Source organism: Pseudomonas azerbaijanorientalis, assembly GCF_019139795.1.
GTDB classification, from domain to species: Bacteria; Pseudomonadota; Gammaproteobacteria; order Pseudomonadales; family Pseudomonadaceae; genus Aquipseudomonas; species Aquipseudomonas laurylsulfatiphila.
This window is the reverse complement of sequence record NZ_CP077078.1, coordinates 1,725,017-1,742,870: the sequence shown is the minus strand read 5'-3', so window position 1 is coordinate 1,742,870 and position 17,854 is coordinate 1,725,017. Positions and strand designations below refer to the sequence as shown.

The window sequence follows — 17,854 nt, the reverse complement described above, 5'->3', positions numbered from 1 at the left end:
TCCTACGGGACTGACGGACCAGTACGACGCGCAGCCCTAAGCCGCTCTCACCCTGCTTGTAAGACAGCCTTACTGCTCAGGGGCGCACGCCTAATGAAACCACCTTCCCAGACCAACGCAATTGACTTCGATAGCGCCAAATTGCAGCGACTGGGCTTTGGTCAGCAACCGCCTCTTCTGGAACGGCCCGTCAGCCTTGCGCAAATGCGCCAGCAACTGGGCCTGCAACTGCAAACCAGTCTGGAACCGCAGCGCATTCTTGGGACTTTCTATCGCGAGATTCAGCGATTGGTGCCGCTGGACGCCTTGTGTTACCTGCACAAGAGCAGTGATCTGCGCCTGGAGTTCGGCCAGCGTGGTCACCATTCCATCAGTTACAGCCTCAGCCACGATGGCGAACACCTGGGTGAAATGATTTTCCGCCGCAATCAGCGTTTCAGCGAACAGGAACAGGGCAATCTCGAATCACTGCTGGCTACGCTGCTGTTTCCGATGCGTAATGCGCTGCTTTACCGTACCGCCACCCAAAGCGCACTGCGCGACCCGCTGACGGGCACCGGTAACCGCATCGCCATGGACCAGACGCTGCAAAGGGAAATCGAGCTGTCCCGGCGCCATCTGCAACCGTTATCGGTGTTGATGCTGGACATCGATCATTTCAAGCTGGTCAATGACACCCATGGCCACAGCACGGGTGATCACGTGCTCAAGGCGGTCGCCGCCTCGATCAAAAACCAGTTGCGCAATGTCGACATGGTGTTCCGCTATGGCGGTGAAGAGTTTCTGATATTGCTGTCCAATACCAGCCGCGAAGCCGCGGCCATGGTGGGGGAACGGCTGCGGTTTGCAGTGCAGGCTGAGGAGTACCTGGCCGACGGTCATACGATCTTGCTGACAGTCAGCCTCGGCTGTTCGACCCTGTTGCCCGGCGAGTCCGCCGACAGCCTGTTGCGGCGGGCAGACAGTGCACTGTATGTGGCCAAGCGCGAAGGTCGTAACCGGCTGGAGATGGCGGGCTGATTTTTCAGCCACCACATAAACCAATGTGGGAGCGGGCTTGCTCGCGAAGGCGGAATATCAGCGACATCCATGCCGCCTGATACACCGCTTTCGCGAGCAAGCCCGCTCCCACAGTTGTTTCAACCAGACTTTGAATCAGCCTTCGGCCAATGCCATCCGCTCACGCACGACCGGCGCCCGCTCTGCGTGCTCCAATTGCATGCAACGCTCGAGAAACAGGTACATGTAGTCGTAACTCTTGCAAACGGCCTGGCGCAATTCCACCTGCAGGGATCTGCTCGGATTGGTGCCCGCCAACGTGCAGATGATTTCCAGGGCTTCCCACGGATGGGCATCGTCGTACTGGGCATGCATCTTCAGCCACTTCATCGCCCGCTTGCGATCCTCCTCGGGGAACGAGGCGGCGTAGATACCGTTGGAACAGACGAGTGCCGACCATTCCCCGGTCGCTCCTTCGATGGCGTAGTTGGTGGCGGCAATCGCAACGATCAGCGAGTCGGCCGAACTGGTGTGCCAGCACCAATGGCTCAACGCGTGAAGCTCCGGTGCAACCTGCTGTGCCTGCAGGTCCTCCAGGCTGACACCATGCGCGCGACTCCAGTGCACCCAGTAATCGGCGTGGTTCAATTCGACGCGGATGTTGCGCATCAGCCAGCGACGAGCCATGTCTTCGCCGGGATGACGGGCGAAGCGGGTCTTGGTCAGGTTTTGTGCCATATACAACGCGAACTGTTCGACCACCGGCCAACCACCGATCAGGTATTGGCGCATGGTCTTCGCACTGAGCTTGTTGTCTCGCATGCGTTGGTACAGTTCGTGTTCGACAACCCGGCGCTTGCTCTCGCTGCAATCCTGGATCAGGCGCTGGGCCCAGGCAGGGTAACTTGCAGCTTCCATGAGCGGTCCGGTTCGGTTGAATGTGTCGATCACTGTCGAGCTCCTTTTGATTGTGATTGTAAGACCGGCAGGAATTTCAACGGAACGTGCCAGGGGCCTTGAACAACATCGGCTGGGGCCTGGCAGGACGACTCAACAAGCTATCGCTGGTAAACAGATGCGGGCGTTCAATCACATACCCTTGAGCGTAATCAACCCCGATCTCCAGCAATGCCTGCTCGATCTGGGGCGTTTCGACAAACTCGGCAATCGTGCGCTTACCCATGACATGGCCGATGTGATTGATCACCTCGACCATGGCGCGGTTTATCGGGTCGTCCAGCATATCCTTTACGAAACTCCCGTCGATCTTCAGGAAGTCTACAGGCAAATGTTTCAGGTACGCGAATGAGGACATTCCGGCACAAAAATCGTCAAGTGAAAAATGGCATCCTAAGCCTTTGAGTTCATTAATGAATCTAATGGCGCTGCCAAGATTTGAAATGGCACTGGTTTCAGTAATTTCAAAACAAATCATTTCAGGCGGAATCGAATAGGTCACAAACTGTTCACGCAGGAAGTCCAGGAACGCCTCATCCCCGATCGTCGTGCCTGACAGATTAATCGCACACATGGCCAGCGGCCCTTGGCCTCGCTCGGCCCGACATTGGGCAATGATCTTGAACACGTTCTGCACCACCCAGCGATCAAGCGAGCTCATCAGGCCATAACGCTCGGCAGCCGGAATGAAGCTGTCGGGCAAGATCATCCGCCCGGCTTCATCATGCAATCGCAGAAGAATTTCAATATGCCCGCCGTCCTGCTCGACATGACCCAAGGGGACGATTTCCTGGGCATACAGGCAGAAGCGGTTTTCCTCCAGCGCCATGTGCAAACGTTGCACCCAGGCCATTTCGCCGAAACGCAGGGACAGTTCCGAGTCATCCGGATGATAGACCTGGACCCGGTTTCGGCCCTTTTCCTTGGCCATGTAGCACGCCATGTCAGCAGCACGCAGCGAGACTTCGAGCGTCGTCGGATTCTGCGCGACATGAACCAGCCCGATACTGACAGTGGTGACGAAAGGCCGGCCCTTCCAGACAAAATGCAGATTCTGCACAGTCTGGCGCAGGCTCTCGGCAATTTTCTCCGCCGCTTCCGGCGCACAGTTTTCCAGCAGGATGCCAAACTCGTCGCCGCCCAGGCGCGCCAGGGTATCGCCTTCGCGCAGCCCCGACTGCAGCAAGGCGCAGATATGCCGCAACAGTTCGTCGCCCGCCGCATGGCCGCAGGTATCGTTGACCAGCTTGAACTGATCCAGATCGAGGAACATCAGGGCATGACGCCCCGAGTAGCGGGTCAGGTTGTGCAGCGCCTGTTCCAGGCGATATTCGAATTCACGGCGGTTGGCGAGTCCGGTCAAGGCATCGTGGGTCGCCTGCCATGACAGATTGGCGATGTATTGCCGCTCCTGGGTCATGTCATGCAGCACCAGCACCGTACCGCTGACTTTGCCGGCATTGCGGATGGGCGCGCCCACCAGTGTGACCGACACCGTGCTGCCGTCCAGGCGTTGAATCAGCTTGGAGTGCTCGCTGCCGCCACTGAGCTGGCCGCTGAGAATATGTTCGATAAGGGTGAAGCCATCGGTCTGGGCCTCTTCATCCAGCAGGTTGAACAGCGCTGCCAGCGGCAAGCCTGTCGCCTGCTCGGCCTTCCAGTGGGTCAATGCCTCGGCCGCCGGGTTCATGTAGGCAATCGCACCGGAAACATCTGTGGTGATCACGCCGTCGCCAATCGATTGCAGGGTGATCTGCGCCCGTTCTTTCTCCAGCTGCAGTGCATCGGCGAAGGCATGGCGCTGCTTGAGCAGCTTGCGGGTGCGCATCAGCGCCAGCGCAATCAATCCAAGCGCAGTGGCGAGGTTAGTCAGCAGCAGCAGACGAAGAATGACCCGCGACCCTTCCCCCAGTGCATCACTGAAGGCTTTCGCCGCCGGAGTCACTTCATCATTGATCGCGAAGATCTGCTCCTTCCAGCGCTGGATATCCGCATCAGAGGCAGGGCGGGTATTGATGTGCTGATGCATGTCCCTGGCAACGTCATCGAGCTTGGCCAGATAGGCATCCCCCACGGTCCACAGGTCGATGGCTTTTTCGAGGTAACTGAAGTGACGAAAGTTGAGGTATAGCCAGATCAGGCTGGCAACGTCGTCCGGGTGGTTGCCCCCCTTGAGGATCGCCAGCCTCGCCGCTTCGATGTTCGGCGGTTGCTGATCCAGCGCCACACGCAATTCATGCCCGCCTTGAGGCACGGAAATGGCGCTCTGGTACTTATCAAATATCCCTTCGTCGCCGCTGTCGGCGTAGAGGTTCAGGTAATAGATGGCATCTTTCTGGCCCTTGGACCAAAGGCTTTCGCCGGCAACATAGCCACGAACAGCCGACAGCACATAAAGGCTAACGCCGCCCAGCAAGGCTTGAAACAACACAACGGCGATAAATGGCCAGACAATGCCCAACAACCGTGGCGTTCCGAGAGTCCGCGTTTGATTCATGAGGTCCCTTGCATTAGCACTGCTTGCTCGTCTTCCGGACGTAATCGCTTTAGCCAGACTAGGGCGCGATTGCGCTTCCGGCAAGCCGGACACTGTACATCGTGCGACACATATGTACCGCATGCGCAAAGAACGAAACTCCGACACTGCCGGCTCTCATCCATTTCCAGAGCCGCTATCTCATGCAATCTCCAACTTCAACGCCCACCCCGTTGCAGCGACATGCCAGCCAACAGGCCGAATACGAGGCGTTATTGACCGCCTTGTCAGCCGTGCAAACGGCATCTTCCGAAATCAGTGGTTATTACATGCCTCCCCAGGCGGACTCCCCCCTGGGCATTGAGCACAATCACGCGCAAGCCCTGCTGCTGGCGCTTTTCGAAGATGCCGGTGACAAGGTGTTGTCTGAGCATCTTCGCCCCATTGAAGGACTGCTGACCGAAGTGAACGGCGTCGCCGATCAGTGTGTTTTCTCAACGACCCGCAAAGATGGCTCCGTCGCCCTGCACAGGATCAATGACGTAACAGATTCCGCCAGCGCGATTCGAGCCTTTCAACGGGCGCTGGTGAGTATAGGGGGGTACATACGCACCGACAGGTTGCTGCCCTTGCCGCAGTGCCTGAAGTTTTACGGCCTGACATTGCCAGCCGCAAACAACACAGAGTCCCTGACCCGACTGATTGAAGAGGTGCAGGAAAAACGCGCCATTCACCGATTGAACCTGGAACAGGGGCTGCAAATCAGTGAACTGATAGAACCGCACCATCCCCCCCTGATTCTCAACGTCATCAGCGAAATCGTCACAACTGAAGCCAGCTCCGTCATCGACACCCTGGCCAATGACGTCACGCCGCCGATGACGCCACAGCAACTGAACACCCAGCCTACGGCCTGCCTTGAGCGTCTGCTCGACACCCCGAAGGCACAAAACGTGGCCAGGCGCCTGCTCGAAACACTCGACTGGTACGGCGGCGAACCCGACGAAGAAACGGTTCCAGACATTGGCGCAAAACTGCTGCTGGAAGCGTTGCGACTGTGGTACGACCTGACGCATACCGATGCGCCACACAGCATTGCCGGCTACTCATTGCAACAACGCGGCAACCACGGCAAAAGCTACGCGGATATCCTCGAAAGCTTCCGGAAACACCTGAAGGACTCACATTACGCGACAACGCCAACCGAAAGAGCGTTGCTGGGAAGGCTCGGTCAAGCCGGGTTTCCAGTTGAATTCCAGGTGCGCGATATTCCCCACGACTTGCCCTATGCCACGTCTATCGTCTGGGTCAACTTCGTTCACGGCGCCCATCTCGCTCATGCACTGGACCCGACCCTGCTGCAACGACTGACCTTCCAGCAACTGACCGATCTACCCTTGAAAAAAAGCGAGAACGCCACAGACGCTCTGCTCCAGTTGATCGCGCTAACGCGAATTCCAGCCGCGTTGACCTGGACGCAGGCAACCGGGGTGTTGGCCCATAGCGCGCAAGCCAGCGACTCCCGGGAAAGCAAAATGGAAGCCCTGAAAGCGCTGGAAGACCACACACGGCAATTGAATGATGCGATCGTCCAACTCGATACCGCCCCCCCACAACGACTGAAGCTGGCGGAACAGCAGCTGAAGGTGGCATTGACCAACGATATTTCGATCGACCCCCTGAGCATCCGCCTTATGCGCGACCTTTATCGGTCAGGCAGACGCGTTGAACGCGGTATCCTGGATACCCCGGTTGTGCCGCAGGCAACCTGGCCGCTGCTCGAGGTGTATGCCTCAGGTGGCTTGAAGCCCGGCAGCAAGTGGTACATCAGCAGGGACGGCAAGACCGCGAGCTTTTGGATCAGATTGTCCGCTGATCGCAAGTTTGAATCGGGTTTGGCAAATCCTGACACCCCTGCTTCCCGGATCTTGTTGCTACAACACAACCGCACACTGCCTGATATCGATGAACTGTTCGACAAGCAATTCAAAAGCTACCTCGACGAGACAAAAAAAGCCTACGAAGTCCTGATCAAAAGCCTGTTGGTCACACTGCCGTGGGCCGATCGCAAGGCGCTGGAGCATGGCGAAGTCAGGATTCTCAGCCTTCGGGATGAAACCGGGCGCAAAGCCGATGAAGAAACCGCAGCACACACCCTGCCGCTCAGGGCGCGCATGGGATTTGTGCTGCAAGCCGCTTACGGGAAAGACGTGCTCTTCTATGAGTGCCTGCCCCGTGCTGGTGTCATAAGGCCGCGCACTGATGTGACAACCGCCCATGTCGGAGGCGTTCGTGACAAGTTTTTTTTCGTCAACCGCTGGGCTGAAGAGGACTATGACTTCTATATCGCCATACGCCCACATCGCCTGCCATTCGATCGCGATGCCCATACATCCGGCACGCCCCCGAGAGCAGGAACCACCTGTCGCGCGATTCTTGATCCGCTAGGCAACGCCCTCCCCCCTACTCCAACTCCGCCGGCACATCATGACTATTCGCCCAATTTCACGCTGACGTCTCCCCGTACGCAGCAAATCGCGTCCTTTATTGCAACCCAACTGTTTTTTCTTGATGAACAGGAACTGCGCCGCGAAGCCCGGGGTGCCACACAATACGAACGCGACCTCGACGAAAAACCCTGGATCAACAACCTCAAGGGATTCGTACCCTTCTGGGGCAGCCTCGAAGACCTTCAATCGGACCAGTTCGGTGATCGCGTGCTCGGCGTAATCGGCCTGGCGCTCGATATCGTGTCGTTTGTGATGCCCTTGGGTAAGTTCGCTGCCGGGAGCATCCGCTTGGCCGCCCGAGCCGGCAGGATGGGAATTCGTGCGACTTTGCCGCGAATGGCAGATCTGTCCAGAATCCTGGTGACTTCGAGCTTGAAAAACCTCAACCCTCTGGACGGTGCGAGCGACTTGTTACGGCTCATCGGACGGGGAGTGAAAGGCGCAGGACGCGCAGCGGTCCATCTCGAGAGGCGGGCGATGTTCCAATTGAAAAAACTCGCCGGCAAGGCCGATAGTTATGACTTTGTCAGCAGCCTGCCCCAGGCAACCGAACCGGGACGCTGGAAACCGCTGATGAATGCCGACCAACTGGGTGTCGTCAAAGGCATCGAAGATGTTCCGCTGCGAAAGATCGACGGCCACCATTACTTGATTGACCCGCTGTCTACTCGCCCCTACGGCCCGCGGCTCACTGCCCTGGATCATGAGTTGTCACTCGGGCGCTCCAGTTACAACCGAGTGAATAAAACCGACGACCTGATTCTCTTTGAACTCCCGGATCAGGCTCACGTTCGCTATCAGTTCGATATCGATGGGCGCACGACAGCCTTCATCGACGACGCTCCCTACCGCCTGGATGGCGAAGACCTGCGCCGCGTCGAAATGATCGATGACAGCGGCGCATTGACGTCAGTCCCCTGTCGGCCACGCCGCGCGCCAGACAACGGCAGCGAATGCCGCAGCAGTTTTGTGACAGGAACGCCCGCCCCGACGCCGGAAGTCGGCTCATTCGACGAAACCAAAGGTTACGCACCCTGGTTTGGCGACAGGATGTCCGAAGCGGTTATCCGGCCAGGTCATAACGGTCAGTTTGTCACCCATGAGGGAAATCTTTATCAGGTCATCGACAACAAACCGACCCTTTACCCTGGTGACATCACCGAACTTGGCTTTGCCAGGAAGTGGCTGGTGCCCCGCCGCGAGATGCCGGCCAACCTGATGTTCCGCAAAGGCATTTATGGCCGTATCGAAGTCAAGGGGGTTTACGAGGGCGCCGAGGACCCGCACCAGATCGGGGCCATTCTGGTGCCATCCATCGATGAATCGAGCACTTATGTTTTCAGCCGAATCAACACCGACAAATATTACGTCGCGACAGTGCCCAAGGGACAAAACCTGAGCGAGCCACTGACGTTGAAACGCCTGTTCAAGGCTGACATGGCTGAAGACACCCTGGGTGCGGAACTGCTAACGGTGTACACCGGGTCATTGAGCGCCAATAACATCGCGCGCATCCACGGCGAGGAAGCCCTTGAGCTCGCGATGAAAACCATGGACGAAATCGCCATTCCCATCGGAGCGGCCCCTAACCCACCGGGCAACATGAAATTCCTGAAGGTCGACACCAGTCCTGGAGAAGCGCTGATGTTCGATCATGCAACCCGAATGATCGTCACTCGAATGCCTGAAGGCGCCACGACCTGGAGCAGGAGCAAGGATGCTCCGGAGGACTTGCGTCAAAGCACCGCCAATATTTTCGATGCCTTGTTCATGGAGCCGACGATCGACGCCAGTAATGCCAACAGCGCGCTGAGGATCAACCAGACCATGCAGAAGCTGCACCAGTTGATACCCAGACGCCAACGCTCCTTCAATCCAAGAAACATTGCCTACGCCGACGTCATGACAAGCAGTGGACAACGGGAAATCTACGTCAGCGTTTCCGGCGCCCAGCAAGCAACCGATCACTTGCCGCTGTTCAAACAGCATCTTGGAGCGGATTCAGTTCAGGTTGGTGAATCGACCTACTTCAACATCGACATGAATCAGCGCTTTCCCTACACCTCTCTCGATATGACCGCTGAGGGCAAGTTGCTGGCCGTGCCGACGACCATCAAGGACATCGGCACTTACAAGCCAGCGCAGTCGAAAAAACCGACATCACTGGACAGCGAAAGCAAGTTGATCCGCGTGATCCGGGAAAAATACCCCGACCCCAAGGCAATCAAGTCCGTCAACATCGCCACAACGATGCCCCCTTGCGAGTCGTGCTCGATCGTGATGAAAGAGTTCGGCTACGACGGTGGGGAAAACGCGCTCCAGGTGCTGTGGAGTTAAACCTACAACCGCTGCAAATGCCCATACAGCTTGGCATACAGACCACCATCGGCAATCAGCTGCTGGTGGTCGCCGTCCTCGGCCACTTGCCCGCCGTCAAATACCAGCACTCGATCAGCCTGTTTCACCGCCGAAAGGCGGTGGGCAATGATCAACGTGGTGCGGTTGCTCAGAAACCGCGCCAGCGCCTGGTGCAGGTTGTATTCGGTGGCGGCATCCAGCGCGGAGGTGGCTTCGTCGAGGATCACCACCTTGGGCTCGGCGAGCACCATCCGGGCGATGGCCAGGCGTTGGCGCTGTCCGCCGGACAAACGCACGCCGGAGCGCCCGACGATGCTGTCCAGGCCATTGGGCAAATCCCGCACCGTGCCGTGCAACTGGGCGATTTCCAGTGCATGCCAGCAAGCCTCGTCACTGCGCTCACGGCCCATGGTCAGGTTGGCCCGGATGGTGTCGTTGAACAGCGCCGGATGTTGCAGGACCACGGCAACATTTTCCCGCACGGTTTCCAGGCCGATCTCCTGCTGGGTCGAACCGCCAAATCGAATGGTTCCGGACAACGGCGTGTACAAACCCAGCAGCAGTTGCACCAGCGTGCTCTTGCCCCCACCACTGGCGCCGACGATCGCGACCTTTTCGCCGGGGGCGATGGACAGGTTCATCTGATTCAGGACCAGTTCATCGCCATAACCGAAGCTCAACCCTTGTACTTCCAGCCCGACGGTCTCGCGCCCGATGAACGGGTCGACGCCGCCCGGGTATTCAGGCTCATCATCACGCGACAGCAGCTCATTGATCCGCGACAGCGCACCGCCGGCAGCGTAGTAGGCATATTGCAGGTTCAGCAGCTGTTCGACCGGACCGATCATGAACCACAGGTAGCTGAACACCGCGAGCATCTGGCCGATGGACAAATCGGAGAACAACACCGTGAGCATGGCCGCGGCGCGGAAAATATCGATGCCGAACTGGAACAACAAACCGCTGGCCCGGTTCGACGCATCGGTTTTCCATTGCGAATTCACCGCATAGTCGCGCACGTCACGGGCGCGTTGCCCCAAGCGACCGAGGAAAAACCCCTGCCGGTTGCCGGCGCGAACTTCCTGGATGGCATCCAGGGTTTCGGTCAGCGCCTGGGTAAAGCGCGAAGTGCTGTCGTTCTCGAGTTTTTTCAGGTGCTTGACCCGTTTGCCCAGTTGCACCGTGGCGTAGATCACCAGCGGGTTGAACAGCAGGATCAGCAATGCCAGTTTCCAGTGCATCCACATCAGAATGCCCGCCGTACCGACCAGGGTCAGCATGGCCACGAGGAAACGACTGAGGGTTTCACCGACGAATTTGTCCAGCGTGTCCAGGTCGGTGACCAGATGCGTGGTCACCGTGCCACTACCCAGGCTTTCGTATTCACCCAGCGAGATACGCTTGAGCCGTTCGATCAGACGTATGCGAATGCGGTAGACGATGTCCTTGGCCAACCCGGCGAACAATTTCGCCTGCACCACGTTGAACAGCAACGCCGTACACCTCAGGGTCAAGGTCACCAGCAGCATCAGGCCGATGTAGCCCGCCGCTTTTTGCCAGCCTTCGGGCAGCGCGTGGTTCATGATCTTCAGCGCGGCGTCACCGTGCCCCAGCAACACCTCGTCCACCAGCAACGGCAGGAGCAAGGGAATCGGCACGCTGCACAAGGTCGCCAGCACGGCCACGCCGTTGGCGATCCACAGAGACTTCTTGTGATGCAGGGCCAGGCGACGGATTTCCGCCCAACTCAGACGGTCGACACGTTTAGCGGTGGCGACGTCATCGGGCAGGTCATGCACAGGCAGCGCGCTCCAGCCAGCGGCCGAGCAGCGGGGACAGCACACTCAGAGGCTGATAGCCGTTGGTCAGCAATGCCAATTGACCATTGCGTTCAGCGAGCAATGTAGGAAAACCGGCGATACCCAGGTCCTGGACCCAGGTGAAATCGGCGGCGGTGGCTGCGTGCATATCAGCCCGATCGAAAGCACCGGCGAACTCGATGCGCGGCAGACCGGCCTGTTCCGCCAACTCGACCAACACGCTGGCCTGGGTGACATCACGGCCTTCGGCATAAAATGCGTGTTGAATCAGCCCGAGCAGTTTCAACGCGCAATCCGGCGCCAGGCTGCGCGCCGTCACCAAGGCCCGGCAGGCAGGTTCGGTATCGTAGACAAAACCGTCGGGCAGCGCGCCTTCGAACTTGAACGGCTGGCCGGTGGCCTCGGTGACCGCCTGCCAATGCTCAAAAATATAGCGTCGGGTGGTCGGCTCCAGAGCCGCACCGCTACCGGTGCGCAAGCCACCCACGATCAGATGCACATCCACACCCGCGGCTTGCGCCTGCTCGACCAGTGCCTTGGCCACCGGGGCAAACCCCCAGCACCAGGAACACATCGGGTCCATCACATAGAGCAGGCGCGCAGACATGGTTCAGGCCTCGGTGGATGCTTGCTTGTAGTTGTAGCCGATCGGGTGAGGCTGGTTACGAGCCTTGGCCAGCTCGATCTGCTTCTGCCGGTCGATGGCGCTGCGACGGGTCTTCTCACTCAGCTTATCCCAGCAATGCGGGCAACTGATGCCGGCCACGTAATGCTCGGACGCGCGGTCTTCGATGCTGACCGGAGTGCGGCAGGCATGACATTGATCGTAGTCACCTTCGCTCAGGTCGTGTCGCACGGTCACGCGGTTGTCGAACACGAAGCAGTCGCCCTGCCACTTGGTTTCTTCCTGCGGCACCTCTTCGAGGTACTTCAGGATGCCGCCCTTGAGGTGGTAGACCTCACCGAAGCCCTCGCTGAGCATGTAGCTCGACGCTTTCTCGCAGCGGATGCCGCCGGTGCAGAACATCGCGACCTTCTTGTGCACTGCCGGGTCGAAGTTGGCTTTGATGTAGTCGGGAAATTCGCGAAAACTGGTGGTTTTCGGGTCGATGGCGCCTTCAAAGGTGCCAATCGAGACTTCGTAATCGTTGCGGGTGTCGATCAACAGCACTTCCGGGTCGCTGATCAGCGCGTTCCAGTCTTGCGGGTCGACGTAGGTGCCGACCTTTTTGTTCGGGTCCACGCCTTCCACACCGAGGGTGACGATTTCTTTCTTGAGTTTGACTTTGGTGCGGTAGAACGGCTGCTCATCGCAGTACGACTCTTTATGGTCGATGTCGTCCATGCGTGGGTCGTTCTTGAGCCAGGCCATCAGCCCGTCGATGCCTTCGCGGCTGCCGGACACGGTGCCGTTGATGCCTTCTTCGGCAATCAGCAGGGTGCCTTTGATGCCGTTGTCGACCATCGCTTGCAGCAGGGGCTCGCGCAGGGCGACGTAATCTTCCAGGGTGACGAACTTATACAGTGCCGCCACGACAATCTGTTGTGTCATGGGTAAATCTCCAGGTGGCTACCCTCGTAAGGGGTGAACCGGATGCGAAAAAAAACGCGCCGGGTGAGCGGCGCGTTGGGCATTCTAACAAAAAAGATCGCAGCCTGCGGCAGCTCCTACATGGGAATACAATTTCCTGTAGGAGCTGCCGCAGGCTGCGATCTTTTGATCTTAATGCTTGCTGCCGCCAGCACAGGTCGGCGAGGCCGGAGCCGCGTCGATCTGTGCCCATTCCTCTGGCGTGTAGGTATGCAGCGCCAACGCATGGAACTCGCCCATCAGCTCGCCGAGCGTGCCGTAGACTTTCTGGTGGCGCTTGACCCGATTCAGGCCATCGAACTGCGCGCTGACCACCACGGCCTTGAAATGGGTTTGCAGCCCACGGCTGTGCATGTGGCTCTCATCCAGCACTTGCAGATGCTCGGGCTGAAGCAGGGCGAGCGTCGATTCGATGCGTTGTTGCATAGTCATACCGAACTCCGCTTAAGGCTTTTTCTTGGCGGGTGCAGCCGCGTCTTTCGGGGCCAGCTCGGCCGTCATGTCAGCCAGCAGCTTGTTGACCACCGGCACAGCGCTTTCCAACTTGGACTGGGTCATCTGGGCCGATTGCTGGGTCAGCTGGGGCATTTTTTCCATGACTTTCTTGCCCAGTGGCGACTGGTAGAACGCAACCAGGTCCTTGAGCTCGGATTCGCTGAAGTTGCTGGTGTACAGCTTGACCATGTCCGGCTTCAGCTTGTTCCAGCCAATGGCCTGGTCCAGAGCGGCGTTAGCCTTGGCCTGGTAGGTTTCCAGTACGGCTTTTTTCGATTCAGGGGCTTTGGACTGTTCGAAACGCTGGGCAAACATCTGCTGTACTTGCATGTACACCGGAGTGCCCAGTTTGTCAGCGTGCGCCATGGTCAGGAAAGCCTCGGCACTGGCGTTATGGCTGGCGGTGTCGGCGAGAACCTGGCCGCTGGCGCAGACCAAAGCAACGGCGGTACAGATGGCACGAAGACGAGTCATCGAGTTTCCTTTTCTAGCTGGCGAGGTAAGACCCCAAGGGCATCCATTCTGCGCCTAAAAAAGTGTGTCGCTCAACCCCAAGCCTTGTCGCACCTGATTTAGAGGGGTTGAATGGACAAATTCAGACTGATGGAACCACGGCCGTCGATCACGGCCTAAACTGCGCAATCGGACCTACAGGAGTGAGCAAGATGAGCCGTATCGAAACCGACAGCCTCGGCCAGGTTGAAGTCCCGGATGAAGCCTATTGGGGTGCTCAGACGCAACGCTCGCTGATCAACTTCGCCATCGGCAACGAACGCATGCCGCTGGCGGTGTTGCATGCCCTGGCGCTGATCAAGAAAGCCGCGGCGCGGGTCAATGATCGCAACGGCGACCTGCCCGCCGATATCGCCCGTCTGATCGAGCAGGCCGCCGACGAGGTGCTCGCCGGCGACCACGACGACCAGTTTCCGCTGGTGGTCTGGCAAACCGGCAGTGGCACCCAGAGCAACATGAACGTCAACGAAGTCATCGCCGGTCGCGCCAACGAGCTGGCTGGCAACCCCCGTGGCGGCAAGTCCCCCGTGCACCCCAACGATCACGTCAATCGCTCCCAGAGCTCCAACGACTGTTTCCCCACCGCCATGCACATCGCGGCCGTGCAGGCGGTGCAGCAGCACTTGCTGCCGGCAATCAGCGAATTGTCCGGCGGCCTGGCCGAGCTGGCTGCTCGCCATATGAAGCTGGTCAAGACCGGCCGCACCCACATGATGGATGCGACACCGATCAGCTTCGGTCAGGAAATCTCGGCCTTCATCGCGCAACTCGATTACGCCGAGCGGGCGATCCGCAGCGCACTGCCCGCGGTCTGCGAGCTGGCCCAGGGCGGCACAGCGGTCGGCACCGGGCTGAATTCGCCCCACGGATTCGGTGAAGCCATCGCCGCCGAACTGGCCGCCCTCTCCGGTTTGCCGTTCATCACCGCGCCGAACAAGTTCGCTGCACTGGCCGGTCATGAGCCCCTGACCACGCTGTCCGGCGCGCTGAAAACCCTCGCCGTGACCCTGATGAAAATCGCCAACGACCTGCGCCTGCTGGGCTCCGGTCCCCGCGCCGGCTTTGCCGAAGTCAGGCTGCCGGCCAATGAACCGGGCAGTTCGATCATGCCGGGCAAGGTCAACCCGACCCAGTGCGAAGCGCTATCGATGCTGGCCTGCCAGGTGCTGGGCAACGACGTCGCTATCGGCTTTGCGGCCAGTCAGGGCCACTTGCAGTTGAACGTGTTCAAACCGGTGATCATCCATAACCTGCTGCAATCGATCCGATTGCTCGGTGATGGCTGCAGCAACTTCCAGCAGCACTGCGTGGCGGGTCTGGAGCCGGATGCGGGAAAAATGGCTGAACACCTGGAACGTGGCCTGATGCTGGTGACGGCACTGAACCCGCACATTGGTTACGACAAATCGGCGGAGATCGCCAAGAAGGCCTACAGCGAAGGGCTGACCTTGCGTGAAGCGGCGTTGCAGTTGGGGTATCTGACTGATGAAGAGTTCGATGCCTGGGTAAGGCCGGAGAATATGCTGGAGGCCGGGGCCAAGGGCTGAATCTGTAGCGCCTGATAGTCCGTCTTCGCGGGCAAGCCCGCTCCCACAGGTTTCGAGTCGTCCATGAACATTGTGGACGACGCAAAACCTGTGGGAGCGTGGCTTGCCCGCGATGAACGATGACACAGTCTAACTGGCTGCCATCCGCACTTTCCGCGCTTTCAACCCTGCAATCAATGACGGCCCCAACGCCACCAGCGCCGACCCCAGCACCACCAGCACCGCACCGCCATAACCCAACCCATTGATCGTCTCGGCATGCACATACTCGGGCCACAGCCATGCCGCCATGGCAACCGCCGCAAATGTCACCAACGGCGTGATGGCCAGCGTCGCGCTGACCCGGGAAGCTTCCCAGTGGGCCAGGGCCTCGGCAAAGGCGCCATAGGCAATCAGGGTGTTGAGACAGCACGCCAGCAGCAACCACCCCTGCAAGGGGTTCAATTGCAGCGCTTCAAGCGGATGCACCCAGGGCGTCAGCAGCGCCGCGCAAAACAGGTAGATCACCATCATCACCTGCAGCGAATTCCACACCGTCAGCAATTGCTTCTGCCCCAGGGCATAGAAGGTCCAGACCGTGGACGCCAACAGTACCAGCAGAACGCCGGCGGTGTAGTCGGTCAACGACGTGAGCAATTCACTCAAGCGCTGGTTGAAGAACAGCGCAAAGCCGATCAGCAGCACCAGCAGGCCAATCCCCTGCCCCAGGCTGAAGCGCTCCTTGAACACAAACAGACTGGCGATCAGCAGCATGATCGGCCCCATCTGCACTACCAGTTGCGCGGTGCCGGGGCTGAGCAGGTTCAGGCCCATCAAATACAAGACATAGTTGCCCACCAGGCCAAGCACGGCCATCAGCACCAGCCAGCCACCGCGAGGACCGAGCACTTTGCGGCTGGGCAGGCGCCTGGTGGCCGCCAGGTAAATGAACAGGCAACCGCCAGACACCAGCAGGCGAAACCAGGTCACCGTCACCGGGTCCATCACCAGCAACACTTGCTTGAGCTTGATCGGCAGGATTCCCCACAACAACGCGGTCAGCAAGGCCAGGAACAGACCGTAAACCCAGCGACCCGATGAAATGTGCATGTGAACCCCGAAGCCAACTGACAGGAGCCGTCATTCTAGGCGCAGAGCTGTGGCGTACACAGGCACAGTTGCCTACTGGCCGCGATTGAAACTGTGCGGGTCGCAATGTGAAAGACCGCGGCGCCTGCATTCGCGAGCAAGCCCGCTCCCACAGTGAACGGTGTACGCGGTCAAATGTGGGAGCGGGCTTGCTCGCGAAAGCTATCTGGCAGACAACGCAAAAAACCGGGGTTTACCTCACCGCTTCAAACAACCCGGTAGCCCCCATCCCCCCACCCACACACATGGTGACGATGCCGTAACGCAGATTGCGCCGCTGCAGTTCACGCACAAGGTGCCCGACCTGACGCGAACCGGTCATGCCGAACGGGTGGCCGATGGAGATCGAGCCGCCGTTGACGTTGTACCGGGCGTTGTCGATTTCCAGGCGATTACGGCTATAGAGGCACTGCGAAGCGAACGCCTCGTTGAGTTCCCACAGATCGATATCGGCAACGTGCAAGCCTTTGGCCTTGAGCAGTTTCGGCACCGAAAACACCGGGCCGATGCCCATCTCGTCCGGCGCGCAACCGGCCACGGTAAAACCGCGGAAGAACGCTTTCGGCTTGAGTCCCAGTTCCAGTGCCTTTTCCAGGCTCATCACCAGAGTCATGGACGCCCCGTCCGACAGTTGCGACGAGTTGCCGGCCGTGACCGAGCCATCTTCAGCGAACACCGGTTTCAAGCCGGCCAGGCTTTCCAGGGTGGTGTCGGGGCGGTTGCAGTCGTCGCGGTCGACGATGCCGTCGAGGATCTGCGCCTGGCCGGTCGCCTTGTCTTCGACGCGGTACTTCACCGCCATCGGCACGATTTCATCAGTGAACAGCCCGGCGGCCTGAGCCTCGGCGGTGCGCTGCTGGCTTTGCAGCGCGTACAGGTCCTGCTCTTCACGACTGACGTTGTACCGACGTGCGACGATTTCAGCCGTCTGGCCCATCGGGAAGTAGATACCCGGTACCTGCTCCTTGAGCAGCGGGTTGATCAGGTTGTCGGTGTTGACGCTTTTCATGGTCAGGCTGATGGACTCGACGCCACCGGCGACGATGATGTCGCTGCAACCCGAAGCGATCTGGTTGGCGGCGATGGCGATCGCCTGCAAGCCCGAGGAACAGAAGCGGTTGAGGGTCATGCCGGCCGTGCCGATGCCCAGGCGCGACAGCACCGCGACGTTGCGCCCGATATTGAAACCCTGGGCGCCTTCGTTGGAGCCGGCGCCAACGATGCAGTCCTCGACGCTTGCCGGATCGATACCGGTGCGCGCCAACAAGGCATCGACACAGTGTGCCGCCATGTCGTCCGGGCGGGTCATGTTGAATTTGCCGCGAAAGGATTTGGCCAGGCCGGTCCGCACGCTGTCGACGATCACCACTTCACGCATGGCATACCTCATTGTTGTTGTCGGTTGAGAGTGGACCGAGCATAAGTCCAGCCCTTCACCGACCGCGACAATCATTCACCTC

Annotated in this window: 12 protein-coding genes; 3 read left to right on the top strand and 9 right to left on the bottom strand. The window is 59.2% G+C overall.

Annotated elements, in window-relative coordinates:
* Positions 1–93: 93 nt before the first annotated feature.
* Positions 94–1,020: a GGDEF domain-containing protein gene (locus tag KSS91_RS07670; RefSeq protein ID WP_217837510.1), complete on the top strand. Its 927-nt coding sequence runs from the start codon at positions 94–96 to the stop codon at positions 1,018–1,020.
* 135 nt (positions 1,021–1,155) lie between these two features.
* On the opposite strand, the gene KSS91_RS07665 is transcribed toward KSS91_RS07670, so the two are convergent.
* Positions 1,156–1,917, bottom strand: coding sequence for an iron-containing redox enzyme family protein (locus KSS91_RS07665; RefSeq protein WP_437179729.1), 762 nt, complete (start codon positions 1,915–1,917; stop codon positions 1,156–1,158).
* Between the two features lie 76 nt (positions 1,918–1,993).
* Positions 1,994–4,453: an EAL domain-containing protein gene (locus KSS91_RS07660; protein ID WP_217837508.1), complete on the bottom strand. Its 2,460-nt coding sequence runs from the start codon at positions 4,451–4,453 to the stop codon at positions 1,994–1,996.
* Positions 4,454–4,635: 182 nt separating this feature from the next.
* Here KSS91_RS07660 and KSS91_RS07655 point away from each other — a divergent pair, with 182 nt between their 5' ends.
* Positions 4,636–9,279, top strand: coding sequence for a deaminase domain-containing protein (locus KSS91_RS07655; protein WP_225923724.1), 4,644 nt, complete (start codon positions 4,636–4,638; stop codon positions 9,277–9,279).
* Positions 9,280–9,281: 2 nt separating this feature from the next.
* Here KSS91_RS07655 and KSS91_RS07650 read toward each other — a convergent pair whose 3' ends face one another.
* The 5 genes from KSS91_RS07650 to KSS91_RS07630 all read right to left on the bottom strand — a co-directional run bounded on the left by KSS91_RS07650 (position 9,282) and on the right by KSS91_RS07630 (position 13,680).
* A complete protein-coding gene (locus KSS91_RS07650) occupies positions 9,282–11,099 on the bottom strand; it encodes an ABC transporter ATP-binding protein (RefSeq protein WP_015093970.1) in 1,818 nt (605 codons plus the stop codon).
* Complete coding sequence (locus tag KSS91_RS07645) at positions 11,092–11,694, bottom strand: DsbA family protein (RefSeq protein ID WP_217838369.1); 603 nt, start codon at positions 11,692–11,694, stop codon at positions 11,092–11,094. The genes KSS91_RS07650 and KSS91_RS07645 overlap by 8 nt, the downstream gene beginning before the upstream one ends.
* Before the next feature lie 36 nt (positions 11,695–11,730).
* Positions 11,731–12,672 carry an oxygen-dependent tRNA uridine(34) hydroxylase TrhO gene (gene trhO / locus KSS91_RS07640; protein WP_015093968.1) on the bottom strand — a complete coding sequence of 314 codons (942 nt, stop codon included), beginning with the start codon at positions 12,670–12,672 and terminating at the stop codon, positions 11,731–11,733.
* A gap of 171 nt (positions 12,673–12,843) precedes the next feature.
* Entirely contained in the window at positions 12,844–13,143 is a 300-nt protein-coding gene (locus tag KSS91_RS07635) for a BolA family protein (protein WP_007973667.1), read from the bottom strand.
* A gap of 12 nt (positions 13,144–13,155) precedes the next feature.
* Positions 13,156–13,680 carry a DUF2059 domain-containing protein gene (locus tag KSS91_RS07630; RefSeq protein ID WP_015093967.1) on the bottom strand — a complete coding sequence of 175 codons (525 nt, stop codon included), beginning with the start codon at positions 13,678–13,680 and terminating at the stop codon, positions 13,156–13,158.
* A 191-nt stretch (positions 13,681–13,871) separates the two neighbouring features.
* On the opposite strand from KSS91_RS07630, the gene KSS91_RS07625 reads away from it, so the two are divergent.
* Positions 13,872–15,266 carry a class II fumarate hydratase gene (locus KSS91_RS07625; RefSeq protein ID WP_217837507.1) on the top strand — a complete coding sequence of 465 codons (1,395 nt, stop codon included), beginning with the start codon at positions 13,872–13,874 and terminating at the stop codon, positions 15,264–15,266.
* Between the two features lie 129 nt (positions 15,267–15,395).
* Here KSS91_RS07625 and KSS91_RS07620 read toward each other — a convergent pair whose 3' ends face one another.
* Both KSS91_RS07620 and KSS91_RS07615 read right to left on the bottom strand, forming a co-directional pair.
* Complete coding sequence (locus KSS91_RS07620; protein WP_015093965.1) at positions 15,396–16,355, bottom strand: DMT family transporter; 960 nt, start codon at positions 16,353–16,355, stop codon at positions 15,396–15,398.
* A gap of 232 nt (positions 16,356–16,587) precedes the next feature.
* The gene (locus KSS91_RS07615) at positions 16,588–17,772 is read right to left on the bottom strand and encodes a thiolase family protein (RefSeq protein ID WP_217837506.1); all 1,185 of its coding nucleotides are present in this window, start codon (positions 17,770–17,772) and stop codon (positions 16,588–16,590) included.
* Positions 17,773–17,854: the final 82 nt, after the last annotated feature.

What these genes read in the sequence shown, in the direction of transcription:
- KSS91_RS07670 (WP_217837510.1), top strand. Translation starts at nt 94, where the DNA reads ATGAAACCACCTTCCCAGACCAACGCAATTGACTTCGATAGCGCCAAA.
- KSS91_RS07665 (WP_437179729.1), bottom strand. Translation starts at nt 1,917, where the DNA reads ATGGAAGCTGCAAGTTACCCTGCCTGGGCCCAGCGCCTGATCCAGGAT.
- KSS91_RS07660 (WP_217837508.1), bottom strand. Translation starts at nt 4,453, where the DNA reads ATGAATCAAACGCGGACTCTCGGAACGCCACGGTTGTTGGGCATTGTC.
- KSS91_RS07655 (WP_225923724.1), top strand. Translation starts at nt 4,636, where the DNA reads ATGCAATCTCCAACTTCAACGCCCACCCCGTTGCAGCGACATGCCAGC.
- KSS91_RS07645 (WP_217838369.1), bottom strand. Translation starts at nt 11,694, where the DNA reads ATGTGTTCCTGGTGCTGGGGGTTTGCCCCGGTGGCCAAGGCACTGGTC.
- trhO (WP_015093968.1), bottom strand. Translation starts at nt 12,672, where the DNA reads ATGACACAACAGATTGTCGTGGCGGCACTGTATAAGTTCGTCACCCTG.
- KSS91_RS07635 (WP_007973667.1), bottom strand. Translation starts at nt 13,143, where the DNA reads ATGACTATGCAACAACGCATCGAATCGACGCTCGCCCTGCTTCAGCCC.
- KSS91_RS07630 (WP_015093967.1), bottom strand. Translation starts at nt 13,680, where the DNA reads ATGACTCGTCTTCGTGCCATCTGTACCGCCGTTGCTTTGGTCTGCGCC.
- KSS91_RS07625 (WP_217837507.1), top strand. Translation starts at nt 13,872, where the DNA reads ATGAGCCGTATCGAAACCGACAGCCTCGGCCAGGTTGAAGTCCCGGAT.
- KSS91_RS07620 (WP_015093965.1), bottom strand. Translation starts at nt 16,355, where the DNA reads ATGCACATTTCATCGGGTCGCTGGGTTTACGGTCTGTTCCTGGCCTTG.
- KSS91_RS07615 (WP_217837506.1), bottom strand. Translation starts at nt 17,772, where the DNA reads ATGCGTGAAGTGGTGATCGTCGACAGCGTGCGGACCGGCCTGGCCAAA.